The 16011-nt window shown below is 41.5% G+C and carries 11 protein-coding genes; 8 read left to right on the top strand and 3 right to left on the bottom strand.

What is annotated here, in order from left to right:
• Window positions 1–49: 49 nt before the first annotated feature.
• Entirely contained in the window at window positions 50–814 is a 765-nt protein-coding gene (locus tag H6G73_RS22000; protein WP_190608340.1) for a PepSY-associated TM helix domain-containing protein, read from the top strand.
• A gap of 83 nt (window positions 815–897) precedes the next feature.
• Here H6G73_RS22000 and H6G73_RS21995 read toward each other — a convergent pair whose 3' ends face one another.
• Genes H6G73_RS21995 through H6G73_RS21985 form a run of 3 tightly spaced genes read right to left on the bottom strand, consistent with a single transcriptional unit; the run spans window position 898 to window position 4060 of the window.
• On the bottom strand, window positions 898–3021 hold the full coding sequence (locus tag H6G73_RS21995) for an acylase (RefSeq protein ID WP_190608338.1): 2124 nt from the start codon (window positions 3019–3021) through the stop codon (window positions 898–900).
• Window positions 3022–3024: 3 nt separating this feature from the next.
• Complete coding sequence (locus tag H6G73_RS21990; RefSeq protein ID WP_190608336.1) at window positions 3025–3423, bottom strand: ExbD/TolR family protein; 399 nt, start codon at window positions 3421–3423, stop codon at window positions 3025–3027.
• Window positions 3407–4060, bottom strand: a complete 654-nt coding sequence (locus tag H6G73_RS21985) for a MotA/TolQ/ExbB proton channel family protein (protein WP_190608334.1) — start codon at window positions 4058–4060, stop codon at window positions 3407–3409. The genes H6G73_RS21990 and H6G73_RS21985 overlap by 17 nt, the downstream gene beginning before the upstream one ends.
• Window positions 4061–4477: 417 nt before the next feature.
• Between H6G73_RS21985 and H6G73_RS21980 the strand changes: the two genes are divergently transcribed.
• The 7 genes from H6G73_RS21980 (at window position 4478) to H6G73_RS21950 (ending at window position 15994) form a co-directional block, all read left to right on the top strand.
• On the top strand, window positions 4478–5911 hold the full coding sequence (locus H6G73_RS21980; protein ID WP_190608333.1) for an energy transducer TonB: 1434 nt from the start codon (window positions 4478–4480) through the stop codon (window positions 5909–5911).
• Window positions 5912–6233: 322 nt separating this feature from the next.
• Window positions 6234–6365 (top strand): beta-Ig-H3/fasciclin, encoded by a 132-nt coding sequence (locus H6G73_RS21975; RefSeq protein WP_190608331.1) that lies wholly within the window; start codon window positions 6234–6236, stop codon window positions 6363–6365.
• 73 nt (window positions 6366–6438) lie between these two features.
• Window positions 6439–9165: a cation-translocating P-type ATPase gene (locus tag H6G73_RS21970; RefSeq protein WP_190608330.1), complete on the top strand. Its 2727-nt coding sequence runs from the start codon at window positions 6439–6441 to the stop codon at window positions 9163–9165.
• Window positions 9166–9376: 211 nt separating this feature from the next.
• Entirely contained in the window at window positions 9377–10390 is a 1014-nt protein-coding gene (locus H6G73_RS21965; RefSeq protein ID WP_190608328.1) for an AI-2E family transporter, read from the top strand.
• Window positions 10391–10789: 399 nt separating this feature from the next.
• Window positions 10790–13003, top strand: a complete 2214-nt coding sequence (locus H6G73_RS21960) for an Hsp70 family protein (protein ID WP_190608327.1) — start codon at window positions 10790–10792, stop codon at window positions 13001–13003.
• The gene (locus tag H6G73_RS21955; protein WP_190608326.1) at window positions 13000–13518 is read left to right on the top strand and encodes a LysM peptidoglycan-binding domain-containing protein; all 519 of its coding nucleotides are present in this window, start codon (window positions 13000–13002) and stop codon (window positions 13516–13518) included. Before H6G73_RS21960 ends, H6G73_RS21955 begins: the two co-directional genes overlap by 4 nt.
• Entirely contained in the window at window positions 13505–15994 is a 2490-nt protein-coding gene (locus H6G73_RS21950) for a peptidase M, neutral zinc metallopeptidase site (RefSeq protein ID WP_190608325.1), read from the top strand. Before H6G73_RS21955 ends, H6G73_RS21950 begins: the two co-directional genes overlap by 14 nt.
• Window positions 15995–16011 lie beyond the last annotated feature (17 nt).

The raw sequence follows: 16011 nt of genomic DNA, 5'->3' as shown, positions 1-16011 counted from the left end.
TGTTTTAAGCTTTCACTGTCTAGTTTTGGTGGCAGGTCTTTTTCCATAATTGCTATATTCTGCTTCCCATACCACACTTGTCAATACCCCACCACCTGAATCCTTACGTTTGTTATTAGGTAGAAATGGTGAAATAGTTATTGGGATTAGTGGACTATTTTTATTTATTTTGTGTGTTACTGGCTTAATCTTATGGCCTGGTTGGCGCAAGCTAATTGCTGGATTTAAAATTAAATGGGATGGTCATCCCCAACGAGTCAATTTTGATATTCACAAAGTAAGCGGCATTGTTAGCGTTATTTTTCTATCCTTTACTGCATTTACAGGTTTTTGTTGGCTTTTTCATGATTGGACTTATCCCGTAATTTATGCAGTTACTTTTACAGCCCAACCACCAGAGGTAACTTCTACACCAATTCCTAATCAAGAACCTTTAAAACTTTCTCAGTTATTGGAAATTTCCAATAATGTTTTCCCTGAGTCATCAACATTTGCAGTCAATATTCCCAGTAAACCAGAAGATGCTGTTTATATCCACAAAAGTCAACCCCATGAACTTGTATTTTCTGGGAGTAGCGGCGTATATTTAGATCAGTACAGCGGTATGGTGTTACGAGTAGTTAATAGTTTGAAATTATCATTAGCAGACCAAGTATTTTATGCTTTTGAATATTTACACTATGGGACATTTTGGAGACTAACTAGCCGGATTATCTATGTTTTTGTTGGGTTAATTCCGACTTTGCTTTTTATCACTGGTTTAGTGATGTGGAAATATCGGTGTAAAAATAAAAAATCAAAAATTAGTCTTTGAATGTGGTTGAGATGGTTGTAGTTTTTCATCCATCTCACCAAGATTCAATGCCAAAAAATTGTTTAAATATCTACTCCTTGTTTCTACTTCTTACCTTCAATGGTAAATACTTTGCGTTCCGTTAAATGTGCATTAATTTCCTGGCGAGTACGCCAGATTGGACGCAATTTTTTGTCAGCAAATAGTTGTAATTGGTCGCTTCTATGGGGTGAATTTGGTTGTGTGGCGTTTCCATAACCGATAATTGCCATTGCTTTTATAGGCTGAGAAAATTCTACTGCTGCCACAAAGGAATCACCACTGACAGCTTGAAAACTTCCTTCGGTTTTTGGTGCAAAGTTGACAACTCGAAAAATGCCTAAATATCCATCACCACCATTACCAGATAAATCTTGTTGACCAACCTGGAGACGGAATACTGTTCCCCAATTAACTGCTAAACTGCCGTATTTCTGCTCTACTTCCTTGGCAGCTATTTCTAATAGTTTCACTGCCTCTTGAGGTTTAGCTAAACCATCTGGAGTGGTGCGCGGTTGCGTTTCCTTCCAAGGTTGACTGAAGGCATGATCAAAGTCTAATTTTTCTGCCCAAGCTGCAAATAAAACTGCACCGCGACTATCAGCATTAGCTTGTCTATCCCATGTTTCTAATACGTCGGCAGCTTGCTGTGCTAACTTATTGCCATATTTCCGGACTGCGGGAATTAAATCATCAAGAATGCGATCGCTCAATTCCATCCTCGTAGAATGTTTATAGGCAATCATTTCTGCTAAGGAAATTTTTTGATCTTCATCTAGCATCCTCGCTGAACGCTGGGCCCGAAAATCCATAAATCGGGGAGCCATATATGCTGGATAATCATCCGCTTTAATAGCTTGTGGAAAGGTAGTTGTCCAAGGTGGGTCATTGGCATTTTGCAACCAACCACTAGGAGGGTCTATTACCTTGGGTAAGTCTTGATAGGGGTGGTTTTTCGTCCACAGGGTTTTAGAGGTATCACCGGGAATTATACCTTCCCAATAGGCAAAATCCCCTTGAGAGCGTACAGGTACTTGACCATTAAACAGGTGCATAATATGTCCTGCGCGGTCTGCATACATGACTGTAAACATGGGTAGCTGTAAACGCTGGAGTGCTTGTTCAAATTGTGGTAAATTCTCGGCCCTTGCCATATCCCACCACTGTTCCAACACTCCAGGTTGGTCTAGTCCCACAACCCGCAAAGCAATAGCTGTATTCCCTTGTTCCGAAATTACTGGTCCCTGAACGGAACTTTTGATGACTAAAGGCTGTTCTTTGATGCTACCGTCTGTTTGCTTAACTGGGAGAGACAGGGTTTGAGTTTGTAATGGTAGAACTTTACCGTCAAACAAATAACCTTTGTCAGTTAACTGCAATTTGTAAATATCCCAACCATCATGGGTGTTGACAGTGTGAGTCCAACCTAAGTTATTGTTAAAAGCGATCGCTAAAACGGGAACTCCTACCAAAGTTGCACCGTAAGCATCAATTCCTGGTGCAGTGATTTGGGCTTCGTACCACAAAAACAAATCTGACCAAGGTAAATGGGGGTTAGCCAATAGCATAGCATTTCCACTAGCTGAACGAGATGGAGCGATCGCCCAACCATTAGAACCTGCTTGCGATTCTTGTTTCTGCATACCCGCAAGCATACCGGGATTCACAACAAAGGTGAAATGCAAGACCCTATGCAAATGAGCTAAAACATCCTCACCTGTAACAGGTAAAACTACCTTTACTCCATCATCAATAGCATCAGGATTTTCCTGGGCATAGGCATTAATCCCAGCCGCAAAATTATCCAAATAACGGCGAAAATCAGGGCTTTGGGCTTGATACCAAGCACGAGCACGACCAGGTATACCCATGGTCAGCACCCATTTATCTGAAGCTACATATTTCTCTCCCCAGTACCCGGCCGCACGTCCCCTAGCTTGGCCATACAGACGCAGTAACAAGTTACCATGACTGTGCATTTGCGCCCAACCAAAGGCATAAAATGCACCCTCATTATCCTGACCGTAAATATGGGGTATACCGTAAGTATCCCAAAGTAACTCTGTTGATTTCACTGGATAGGAAAAACCAGGATTTCCTAATAGCAAAACCAATAGCAAACTCAGTACAAAGGGTAAAATCTTCACAGATTTTCCTTTGTTAAATATGAATATTGATTGATTAAACATTGACTATTTGCGAGTAGCTATACCTAACTTCGCACCCTCAACTCGCCGCACTTGATCCATGACTGCCACTACTTGGCCGTGATTAACTTCTTCATCTGCATTGAGTACAACCATCAACTGTTGTTGTGGTTCCACCTTTTGTCTAATTCCGGCTTCTAGTTGGTCTAAACCAATCGCTTCCTTATTCAGAAATATTTCTCCAGTATTATTAATTGTCACCGTTACCTGTGCAGGTTTGTCTGTTTTCCCTGTGGCAGCTTTCGGTAAATTAACTGGTAAACCCTCGGAACGAGTTAAATACAAAGTTGACATGATAAAAAACGTCAAAATCGCAAATATCACATCAATCATCGGCACAATGTTAATTTGTGCTGGTATATCTGGCTCATCTTGTAGACGCATAGGTCTTTTCTCCTCGTTCGTAGCGACGACGGTATAAAAGTTCTAGCTGTCCACCATATTCTTGAATCAACGCCATTTGTCGCTGATACAGTCCCCGGAAAGTATTAGCAAATAAGAGAGTAAAAATTGCCACAATTAATCCGGTCGCCGTAGAAACTAGGGCCTCACTAATACCGCTAGTTACCCCAGGCGCTTTTGTTCCACCCACATCGCCAATATTCAGAGAAGCAAAAGAGGTAATTAATCCTAATACAGTACCCAGTAATCCTAACAGGGGTGAAAGGGCAATAATAGTATCAAAAATTGTTGTAAAGCGTTTGAGTGCGGGGATTTCTGCCTGTGCTTCACTTTCCAACGCCAAGCGAAACTCTTCGGGGTTGGGTTCTTCTAATTCCAAAGCCGTTAAAAAAATTCTAGCAATAGGCAAATCTGCGTTCTTTCGCAGTGTATCAATTGTACTGACCACATTATCCTGGCGATAGAGATTCAGCACATTTCTGACTACTTTTTGCTGTCGAGTATTGATTTTTACCCAAAATTTGATGCGCTCGCCAATTAATCCTACTGCCAATACCGAGGAACCCAGCAGCGGCCACATGACCACACCACCGGCGATAAACAAATTTTTGATGTCCATGTACGATTTCTGACGTTTCTAGATGAAATTTATTTACTTAGAATTAAAGCTACAAAGAAGAATCACTATTTTTAACTGGGAGTTGGTTACGGAAAGCAAATGATATTTCCTCTGCCTACACCTAACCTCAACGAATTATTTGGTTGTGTTCAGTCTGGCTAACGCTCAGTCAATTAAATGACATATCTTCTCAAAGTAATCTAAAATAAATGAAAATATTTGTCAATGAGTTTATCCTTTTTCATTAAATCTTATCTTTTTATTTGTGGGCGAAAAGCCTCAAGCTATTTATTGACAATACTTTGGTAGAATCCAGAGATTAGATAGCAAAGAAATAATTCTCAACTAAATGATTGACATTTGCATTTAATTCTTGATATTCTCTCAAAGTTACTGAGAATACGTAGCAATAAATCTATGAGCTTTTCCGGCACTGCTGTAGAGCAGCGAGAACAAGAATTAAAAACAATCAAAACTTTTTTGGTTTATAGTTTGCTAGGCTCGTTAGCACTACATATAAGTTTGCTCGTCTCTGGCCTGGGAAATCTCCTGCTGAAAGTGCCGGACATCGCAGAAGAACCTTTAGAAGTAACTATTTTAGACACCCCACTAAAACCAGAACCCATACAAGAAGTAGAACCACCCCAACCAGATGTAGTGGAAAAACCGCAGATTGTTAATCATGCAGAGAGTCAGCCTAGTGGTGGTTTGACTATTAATAGAAGTGAACCAACACCAGAACCACAGCAAAGCAGGGTAGTCCCTACTCAACCAATTGAGAAAATAGAACCTCTGAAACCCTTACCTTCCATCCCCAAAGACAACGTATCAGAAAAAACAGCACCTCAATCTCAACCTCAAAACATACTTAGTCAACCATCTTCTTCAGATAGCACCACAGTAGACGCATCTATCCAACCTAGTGCTAATTTAAGCAAGTTATTAGCAGGGATTAGAGACCAGCGAGGTAGTCAAACAGCCACACAACCCTCAGAAGGTACAGGACAGGGTAATGGTACCGTAGGCTCTAATTCATCAGGTGCTTCTGGTAATGGTGCTGGTGGCAGCAGTGGCAATGGAAATGGTAACAACACTGGTAATGGTAGTGGTCGTGATACAACCGTAGCTACAGCACCAACAACCCCTAAACTAAGAACTAATTCCAGTCCTGGTGATGGTCGTGCCGCTTGTCGAGAATGTAATAACAATTACCCCGAATGGGCGAGACGCAGAGGAGTGGAAGGCAGGGTAGAAGTTGCCGTTGATACCGATGCAGATGGCAATGTTACTAATGTGCGGTTGTTGAGATCCAGTGGTAACGACAGATTGGATGCAGAACATTTAGAAAGAGCACGAAAATGGAAGCTCAAGCAAAGCTCTAATGGTAGACAAGGGGTAACCATTGGGACAGAATATGCGATCGCAGGTTCTCAACGTCATCGTCAACTACAAGAACGCAAGAGACAACGAGAAACAGAAGCGAGAAATAGTGAATCTACTAATACCGCTAGTAACTCTGCCACCACGACACCCAAACGGAGAAGAAGGTTAGTAGCATCAACCAGTGAGAATGTTGCTAGTTCATCTTCCACTACTCCTACAAGAAGAATTCGCCGTAGACGAGATTTAGCAACATCTACCGAATCACCAAGAAGACAACAAGTTGCAAATAATTCTTCTTCATCGGAACCCACCAGAAAAAGAAGAAGACGCAGATTAATTAACCAGACTCCTTCAGTTAATAGCAGCAGTGGTAATACTTCCTCTCAACCCACCAGACGACGCAGACGTTTAGAACAGCCTGTTTCCTCTGAACAAAGCGCACCACCTTCATCATCTAGCGGTAACTAGCAAAGTGTAAATTCAATCGAGATATCGTTTCCAGAAAATGCGTTGAAACTATAGTAGATGACAGTGCTAAAAGCCAGTGTCTCAGTTTTAGTTAATGTCCTGGCTATTTATACCCCCAGCTTTGCTGTCCCCCTGCTGCATTGGCATCAGGGGGTATTATTATGTGCATCTTCAGAAAAAATTGGTATATAGCTATAACTATGATGAATAAAGGAGTTGCTACGACCAACGACGGATGTAAAACTTCAGCAAATCAATCAGAATATAGCCATATTTAAGAGCTTTTTTGCTCATATTCAATTAATCTTTACTAAGAGGAATCATGGACAGAAAATTGATTTTTCTGGCTTCAGCTTTTGGTTTAATTCTACTTTTAGGGGCTTGTCAACCTGCTACACAGCCTCCCACAAATACACCACCCACAGTACCACCTGCAACACCAACTACTCCTTAAAAAAATCATTGCAATAACAAGATTAGCTAATCACCACATAACTAATCATCTGGATGCAAATTGATGCAAAAACATGACAGCAACATCTGAAATAAGCACCCAGCCAAAGCAATGGCATAATTTACCCACGTCGAAGGTCGCTCAGAACTTAAACACCAATCCAGAAACAGGTTTAACTTCAGATGAGGTAGTAAAACGGCAAGAACGTTATGGTGCTAATGAACTTAAGGGTAAATCGGGAACGAACCCAATAATCAGATTTCTATTGCAATTTAACCAGCCATTGCTGTACATTTTGCTGATTGCGGGTGCCATTAAAGCTTTAATTGGACAGTGGGTAAATGCTGGGGTAATTTGGGGCGTAACTTTGATTAACGCCATTATCGGTTTTATTCAAGAATCAAAAGCCGAAAGTGCGATCGCAGCTTTAGCTTCTTCAGTCCAAACCAATGCCACTATTCTCCGCAACAGTCAAAAGGTACAAGTTCCCTCGACAGAGTTAGTACCAGGAGATGTCGTCTTACTCACTTCTGGCGATAAAGTCCCGGCGGATTTGCGTTTGGTAAAATCTCGCAATCTGCAAGTTAATGAATCAGCACTAACGGGTGAGTCAGTCGCTATTGAAAAAAATACCGCACCCGTTGAAGTAGATGCAGTTTTAGCAGAACGGGCTAACATGGCTTATGCTGGTAGCTTTGTCACTTTTGGTACTGGTAAGGGAATTGTCGTAGCTATTGGCGAAGCCACAGAAACCGGACGTATCTCCCAACTGATTGAACAAGGAACAAGTTTAAAAACTCCCTTGACGCGAAAATTTGATAAATTTAGCCGTACCTTGCTGTACATTATTCTGGGCATCGCTGCAATGACCTTTGCAGTGGGGTTGGCCTACGGCAATTCCTGGGCGGGAATGTTTGAGGCGGCTGTGGCTTTTGCTGTGAGTGCCATTCCTGAAGGTTTACCAGCAGTAGTAACTGTAACATTAGCCATTGGTGTTTCCCGTATGGCTCGCCGCCATGCGATCGTGCGGAAATTGCCAGCCGTGGAAACTTTGGGCAGTGCTACAGTCATCTGCTCTGATAAAACAGGGACGCTCACCGAAAACCAGATGACTGTACAAGCAATTTATGCAGGTGGGGAACAATATACAGTCACAGGTACAGGTTACTCGCCAGAAGGAGAGATTTTAGCAGATGAACAGCCTATAGACTGGCAGAATTTCCCTGTGTTAGCAGAATGTCTGCAAGCTGGATTGTTATGTAATGACTCGCACCTAGAACAAAAGGATGGACAATGGCAGGTTGTGGGCGATCCTACCGAGGGAGCATTGATTACTGCTGCTCATAAAGTGGGACTACATCGCCGCGACTTAGATACTCAAATGCCCAGGCTAGATGTCATCCCCTTTGAGTCTGAGTTTCAATATATGGCAACCTTGCATCAGAGCGAAAGTTCCTCCCAAAGAACCATCTACGTTAAGGGTTCAGTAGAAGCCATTCTCAAACGTTGTCAGCAGATGCTAGATAGGGAGGGTAACAAGACCTCTGTTGATGCAGACACCATACATCAAGAAGTTGATGTGATGGCGAACCAGGGTTTACGGGTGCTGGCGTTGGCAAAAAAATCTGTCTCAGCTACTCAAGATACCCTCGACCATAGAGATATCGAGCAGGATTTGGTATTTTTGGGATTGCAAGGAATGATTGATCCGCCTAGAACAGAGGCGATTAAGGCAGTGGAAACCTGTCAGAGAGCAGGTATTCAAGTCAAAATGATTACTGGCGACCATGCAGTCACAGCAAGAGCGATCGCCCAGCGTATGGGCTTTAATAAAAATGGTGAAGTGTTGGCTTTTACAGGTAGTCAACTTGCCCAAATGGAGCAATCAGAACTAGCTACAGCCATAGAAGATGGTTCAGTATTTGCCCGTGTTGCGCCAGAACAGAAACTCCGCCTCGTTGAAGCCTTGCAATCAAAAGGCGAGATAGTGGCGATGACAGGGGATGGTGTCAACGATGCACCAGCCTTGAAACAAGCAGATATTGGGATTGCAATGGGGGGTGCGGGTACAGAAGTCGCCAAAGAAGCCTCAGACATGATTTTGACTGATGATAACTTCGCCTCCATAGAAGCTGCTGTGGAAGAAGGGCGGACTGTTTACCGGAATTTATTAAAAGCGATCGCCTTTATCCTACCTGTTAACGGTGGTGAATCAATGACGATTTTAATTAGCGTCTTATTTGCCAGAGAATTACCAATTTTATCTTTACAAGTCTTGTGGCTAAATATGGTTAACTCTATTGCCATGACTGTACCTCTAGCCTTTGAGCCGAAATCTCAAAGAGTTATGCAACAACCACAGCGTAGCCCCCGCGAACCTTTACTTTCAAAAAGTTTGGTTAAGCGCATTGTGGCCATTTCTATCTTTAACTGGATTTTAATTTTTGGTGTATTTGAATGGATCAAACAAACCACAGGCAGTATTGATTTAGGTCGAACAATGGCCATTCAAGCTTTAGTAGCTGGTAGGCTATTTTATCTTTTAAGTATCAGTCAATTAGGCATGGCTATAATTAATCAACTGCGAGGAATTAGACAAACATTCAGCGATGCTTTTGCTATAGGAATTGGCATTGCTACGACGATATTTTTACAAATAATTTTCAGTCAGTGGAGCTTAATGAATAACTTATTTTCTACTGCTCCCTTGAGTTTAAATCAATGGTTCATTTGTTTAGTAGTGGGTTTACCAATGATTCTAGTAGCCTCACTCGTCAACCGTTTTGATCCTCTTGATTGAATTTCAATTTCAGGACTAAAAACAGCCATTCACTTTTATTAGATAAACGCAGAGCCGCTAAAGAGGCATTAATGCGACCAAGAATTGAGATATCAACAGATATTGATACTGTCAAGTTAAGCGGTTTACCGTAATTTAGTAATAATTATCATATTAATTCTGAAGAGCAAAACTAAGTCAAAAATTATCAGTAAATCCCATATTCAATAAATTGTTAGAACAAATAAGTACCAACAAATTATTCCGCTACTTACTTCTCTTCGCCCTTGGGTGGGGAATAGTCCAAGTTTTAGCTTACTTTTCCACGGTAATCGTCATTTTTATTTTGGCAGCCGTTGTAGCCTTTTTACTCAATTATCCTGTGCAGTGGCTACAGCGTTTTTTACCCCACACTGTAGCAGTGATGATAGTCTTTTTGCTCAGTCTCTTAATTCTGATTGGTTTTACATTGACAATCGGTTTTGCAGCTTTATCTCAAGGACAACAATTACTTCAGCAATCTCCAGATTTCGTTAATTTCGTTATCTCTTTATTAGAAAGACTACAAAATTTATTGCTACAGTGGAATTTGCAAGTAGATTTTAGTGCCATTGAAGCAGAAATTCGCAACCAGGCTTTAGCAGGAATTGCTGTGGGTTTAGGAACTGCTCAAAGATTACTCGCCAACTTAGTTGATCTAATTTTAATTGCCGTTGTAACTTTTTTTATGTTGCTCAATGGTGCAAGTCTTTGGAACTTCGTTCTGAAACTTTTTCCCGAACATTTGCGTAATCAAATTACAGGTGCTATTCAGCGCAACTTTTTAGGCTTTTTTTGGGGACGGCTAATATTATCAGTTTTCTTTGGAGTTTCTACATTTATTGTATTTTTAATTTTACAAGTGCCTTATACATTAATTTTAGCTACCATTGCCGGAATTTTTGATTTGATTCCAGGCATTGGAGCGACATTAGGCATTAGCATTGCAGCTTTGATTGTTTTACCGCAAGGAATTTGGCTGAGTATTAAGGTATTAATAGGTTGTATTTTACTGCAACAGGTCGAAGAAAATTTGTTGATGCCTCGGATTATGCAAGGCTCTTTAAATATTAATCCAGTGGTGATGTTTTTCGCCTTATTAATAGGTGCGAGAATTGCGGGATTAATAGGAGTTTTTCTATCAGTTCCCATTGCTGGAGTGATTATTAGTTTATTGGAGATAGATGAATTGAAAGCAGACCAATAAACTTTTGTTATTTATCATCAAGGATAAATACACAGTGGACTATTAGCAGGGTCTATAATTATAACATTTCCTACTGTAATAAAGTACAAAATTATCTGCGTTTATCTGCGCCCAAGGGAATTTAATGCTCCTGCTCAGTTCTGGTCATCTCCAACCCCACAGCAAATATTAATAGTTGACCCCAGAATTTCAAAGCTCTCAGTAAATTTAACAATTCAAAAGTAAACTATTTTGTTATAGGATGCCTGTAGGATTGGCTTATAGTTTTTTATGGCTAAAATGCCTGCTATATATAGTTTTTAGTAATTTATAACTCTTAATTTTTAGGTCTGGTGAGCAATCTGGGTCAGCCGCTATTGTTAAAAATGTTTACCATCAAAGCTGGGGTGCATATCAAGAATGGGGAAAGCAATCGGGATTGATTTGGGAACTACTAATTCTGTAGCTGGCTTCAAGTTGGCAGATGTGGAAGTGGTGACAGCTAGTGATAACACACCCCCAGATAGAAAACTGACACGCTCTGTGGTGGCTTGTGAACAGGGTAAGCTGTTGGTGGGCGAACAGGCATACAATCAGCTACGCCATGACCCGGAAAATGTGATTATTTCTATCAAGCGGTTGATGGGTAGGGGTTTTGCTGATTTAGCGATACAGGAACAAAAAGCCAAGTTTGGTTATAAAGTTGCCCAACCTAGTCAAGGGACAGATAATAGTTTGGCGGTGTGGTTGGGAGGTCAGGAATATCAGCCAGAGGATATTTCGGCAGAGATTCTCAAAAAGGTGGTGCAAAATGCCCAAGCCTATCGTCAGGGTATGGGAATGACTGGGGAAGTGATTGACCAAGCAGTCATTACTATTCCTGCCTACTTTAACGATAAACAACGCCACGCAACTCGTACAGCCGCCCTCAAAGCTGGTTTAACTCCCCTGGAATTGTTACCGGAACCAACAGCAGCGGCTATATCCTACGGTTTTGCCCCAGATAGTGATGATGTGAAGACGATTTTGGTTTACGACTTTGGGGGTGGGACTTTTGATGCTTCTGTGATTACGGCAGCGGGAAACCAATTTATTGAACATGGGAAAGCGGGTGATTTGTGGCTAGGAGGTGATGATATTGACTCTCGGTTGGTGAAGTTTGTCAAAGACCAAATTGCCCTAACAGAAAAAATCGCTGATATTGATGCTTTGATTGCCAAGATGCCTTTCTATCAACGGGTGCGATTTGCGGCTGATTTGAAAATAGCGGTGGAAAGAGCGAAGGTAGAATTAAGTTATGGGACAGTGGCGCGAATTGCCCCACCTACTCAATTATTAGATGAATTGGGAATTGCTATTCCTATTGAAGTGGAAATTACCAGGACGCAATTTGAGGGCATAATTGAGGATTTGGTGGATCGTTCTCTGCAAATTTGTCGAGAGGCTTTAAAATACGCCGATTATCATCTGGAAATGGTGGATGTGGTGTTGTTGGTGGGTGGTTCTTCCCAAATACCTTTGGTGCAACGGAAATTGCAAGCAGCTTTTGGTGAAAATAAGGTGGTGCTTCATCCCCGACCGATGTATGCGGTGGCCGAGGGTGCGGCAATTGTGGCCGCTGGATTAACTGATAAGGTAACTACTGTTTCTCGTGATTATTTTCTGTTGTTGGCAGATGGTAAGTATCCAGTGATTAATCGAGGGGATATTCTGCCGGTGAAGACGGCCCATACCTTTAAAACTGTGGTTGAGGGACAGCGGTTAATTCACTTTCAATTTTTCAGCCCTGATGGAGTGAGGGAAAATTTAGACGGGGTGCAGGAAGATGAAATTATTGGGGATATGTGGCTGGGTTTAGATGACAAATATCCAGAGGGCACGGAAATTCTGGTGACTTTGGAGTTGGACGAGAAAAATAGCGATTTGCGAATGATGGCAACTCTGAAAAATGATCCGTCGGTGCGGGTGAGTTGTGTGTTTTCCCGCGGTCGTGCTGATGAGAAAATATATCGGGACTTAGAAGTAGCGATCGCTCAACTCAATGAACAGGATTTAACCTCTACGGGTGTGGAAGCGGCTCTCCAGTTGGCTGTGCCTGTGGTACAGTTGGCCAATGAGATTATTGATCCCAAAACTGGTGTTGAAAGAACTGATTTAGGCGCTCGCGCTCGCGCTAGTTTACAACAATTTCAAGTATCCATGTCTCCTGAACGGTTGGAAGCGGAGACAATTATTCATGAATGCGATCGCATTTTGGCATTATGTGCATTTATGATTCCCGAAACCCAGCAGGAACGCCTGGTAGAATTGAGCCAAAGGTTGCACTCTGCTATTAATAGCAATAACATCTCTCAGATGCAGGCTGATACTGAAGATGCGAGAAGAGAACTACACAATCTTCCCCAAGATGTGAGGTTGATTCAAGCCTGTTTTCTCGCTCTCCAACAAGCCAAGACGGCAGCACCAACTCAAGCTAATGCTATGTCTGATAAACTTTCTCGGCTGCTAGTGGCAATGGCAAGGGGTAATGGTCATGAGGCCGAATACCTCTGGAATGAATTAAAACCAGATGTACATTATTGGTTAAATCAGGAATTACCAACTAATAGCATTATTACAGGACTCAGACGATGAGCATAAAACTTAATTGTCCTGTTTGTGGATACAAGGAAGTTCAGGGTAACATTTGTCCTAACTGCGATACAGATTTATCTGTCATTCGCAGAATCCAGGAGTTACCCCCAGTAGAACAGGTACTACCACAGGAAAACCCTTGGACAAAGGGTGTGGCAATTCTCATGTTAATGATTGGCATTACTGTGGGTGCAGGAGGTAGTTTTTTTGCCCTGCAAAATAATTTTCACAATGCTTCTATCTCTAATCAGAACGCCTCCACTGTTGCCAATGTCACACCAGCAACTACTGCCCCAGTAGTCAGGCCTACCACCCCGGAAGAGTTGAGAACCTATACGGTGAAGTCTGGGGACACTTTGAGTAAAATTGCCGCACAATTTTGCGGTAATGCAGGTGTATGGCAACAAATCGTGCAAGTTAACCCCGAACTGAAGCAAAGGGAAAGTAAAATTAATATCGGTGAGGTATTAAAAATTCCCAGTAACTGTAAGGGAGGTGTGAATGAGCGTCCTTGATAGTTTGAACTCTTTGAGTAAAGCTATCTCTGGCGTGGGAATTGTCGATATTTGGCAGGAACTACAAACAACCAAAGTATCCTGCCAAGAAGCTGCAAGACTCGCCCAAAATCGGCGATTACGGGAAGCTGTGGCCATGGCAGAAACAGCGATCGCTACTTGGTCGGGAAGGAAGGATTGGCCACACAAGTTAGTGATTCATACCTGTTTGGGTAATAGTTTAGACGAACTTAAACAGCAATTATCCCAGTGGCGTAAACAAATAGCTCAAGCTAATAAACTCATCACTAATGCCCAATGGACATTGCAAACAGACACTGGCAATCCTTTGGACACCCAAGCCCTAGCGGGAGCGATCGCTATTTATCAACGCTGTGATGACATCATTGAAGATGAAAAAGTTACCAAGGCCATTCAGCAATGTCAGGATGAATTAGCCCGTCGTCATCAGTTTAAGGAGTTGATGAGTGCAGGAGAAAGTCACGCAAAAAAGCATTATTTTAAACAAGCTATTGCTATTTATCACCAAGCCGGGAAATTATATCCCACTGAAGAAATTAAGCAAGCGATCGCTGCGGCTATGGCTTTGGTTCCCCAGGAGGAAAAGTACGAATCGGCTTTACAACGGGTAAAACAAGCGGAATCGGAAGGCAGATTCAGGGGGGCGATCGCTTTATTAGAAACTACTATTACTGCCTTTCCCCGGCTGGATGGTATCGATTTACTCAAGCAATTAAAGGCTGTGGTGAAAGGTCGTGAACAGTTTCGTCAAGGGTTACAAGCAGAGAAAAATGGCGATTTTCCAGCAGCAGAGTCTTTTTATCGCCACGCTCAAAAACTTTTAGCGGATACTAACGATTGTCAAATTCGTTTAGGCATAGTAGCAATTAAAACAGAAAATTGGCAAGAAGCACTAGCTTACTTAGAAGGTGTCACAGGAGAACAAGCGGCTTATTTACGTGGATTAGCTCTGGCTCGACAAGGCAATTTACAATTAGCTTATCGTCAATGGCAAACTGTATCTGACCCTATCATGGTGAGACAAAAGGAAACTTTACGGCAAGTTTCCCAGCGTCAACGACTGCTGTTAATTCAAGAAATTGAAACATCAGTTCACAGTGGCAATTTACTACAAGCCCAAACACTGAGTACAGAATTTTTCCAAAAATTTGGCGTTAATCCGGTAATTGAAGCTAATTTGTATGAACATATTCAACCCAGATTAGCTGCGGAATTTTGGCAAAATCATGATTGGGAAACCATCACTGAAGTCACTGAAAAAAAATGGATTGAACAGCCGAATATTACTAATTTACATAATTGGGCAATTGCCACATATTTTTATGTCCAAAATTACCCAGATAAAATTTTTAATTTAATTATTGCCTTGCCCACAGCTTTAGCAAATATCCGTAAAGATCCAATTTTGCAAGATATTCCTTGGTTAGGCAATCAAAGTATTGATTATCATCTGCTATATGCAGAATTTAAACGCCGTTTAGAAACCGCAGTCGATGAGCAAAAAGATATTGATATTGAAGTGTATTTAAATTTACGCGATCGCTTGCGCTTAGAGTGGGCAGCTTTGCAATTAATGATGGAGTCATCACCATCAGGGATGGAGATTAACGAGATATTTTTGACTCCTAGTTGTTATTCCTATTTTCAAAGTCATTGGTCAAATTTAGAAATTCAACTTAATTCTCAACAGCGAGTTTTATCTGCTCTGTATACGCCTTGGGGCATGGCAATTGCTGCTTGTCTAACCGGAGATAGAGAAAGGGCAATGATTCTCAAGCCCATGACAAATCCTACTACAGAAATAGAAACCTTTGCTCAGAACTTTGTCGCTTACTATGAAGGCTGTTATTATCTCCAGCAACAGCAATGGCATCATGCCGTCAAATTTCTCCAACAAGCCCAAGGGGAAATTCAATTAAATCCTGATTGGCAAAGAGAATTAGACCAACTATGTTTGTTACAAAGAGCAGCTATTCAAGATGTAAGTGAGCATTTAAGTTTTGCTCAAGTTTGGTATGACATATTCAGCAGTCAGGCAGCTAGCAGTTATTTGGCTGAATACAAAGCCGAGGCAATTCGCGCACAATTAGTCAATAAAAACATCGATTTATCGAACGCCTTAGAACAACTAGCAGCAATTAAAGAAATTGATGCTAATAATCCTGTACTTCTCGATTTAATTGAGAATTTAGAACTCAGTCGAGAACTAGAAGAAATAGAAAGATTATTTCAACAAGGTGAATATGAAATCATGGTGAAGAAAGCCAAAAATTCTCGCCGTGATCGAGTTAGATATGTCGTAGCGGAGTTTTTTATTGATATATTGATTAATAGCATTACTAATAGCAATTTAAATGAACCGCAAACAGCCTATCAATTAGGGAAATGGGCTTACGAAATCTGTCCTGACGAACCAGAATTTCAAGACGTGTATCGTAGCCTCAGACTTCGTTAAATCAGGGTGTATAACTA

The sequence above is a fragment of the Richelia sinica FACHB-800 genome (assembly GCF_014698825.1).
Classification (GTDB): domain Bacteria; phylum Cyanobacteriota; class Cyanobacteriia; order Cyanobacteriales; family Nostocaceae; genus FACHB-800.
Note: the sequence above shows the minus strand (reverse complement) of the source record. Positions and strands in the feature narration are given on the sequence as shown.

Coding starts and splice junctions, on each gene's coding strand:
- H6G73_RS21985 (WP_190608334.1), bottom strand. CDS start 4,060: ATGGACATCAAAAATTTGTTTATCGCCGGTGGTGTGGTCATGTGGCCG.
- H6G73_RS21990 (WP_190608336.1), bottom strand. CDS start 3,423: ATGCGTCTACAAGATGAGCCAGATATACCAGCACAAATTAACATTGTG.
- H6G73_RS21995 (WP_190608338.1), bottom strand. CDS start 3,021: ATGTTTAATCAATCAATATTCATATTTAACAAAGGAAAATCTGTGAAG.
- H6G73_RS21950 (WP_190608325.1), top strand. CDS start 13,505: ATGAGCGTCCTTGATAGTTTGAACTCTTTGAGTAAAGCTATCTCTGGC.
- H6G73_RS21955 (WP_190608326.1), top strand. CDS start 13,000: ATGAGCATAAAACTTAATTGTCCTGTTTGTGGATACAAGGAAGTTCAG.
- H6G73_RS21960 (WP_190608327.1), top strand. CDS start 10,790: ATGGGGAAAGCAATCGGGATTGATTTGGGAACTACTAATTCTGTAGCT.
- H6G73_RS21980 (WP_190608333.1), top strand. CDS start 4,478: ATGAGCTTTTCCGGCACTGCTGTAGAGCAGCGAGAACAAGAATTAAAA.
- H6G73_RS21975 (WP_190608331.1), top strand. CDS start 6,234: ATGGACAGAAAATTGATTTTTCTGGCTTCAGCTTTTGGTTTAATTCTA.
- H6G73_RS21970 (WP_190608330.1), top strand. CDS start 6,439: ATGACAGCAACATCTGAAATAAGCACCCAGCCAAAGCAATGGCATAAT.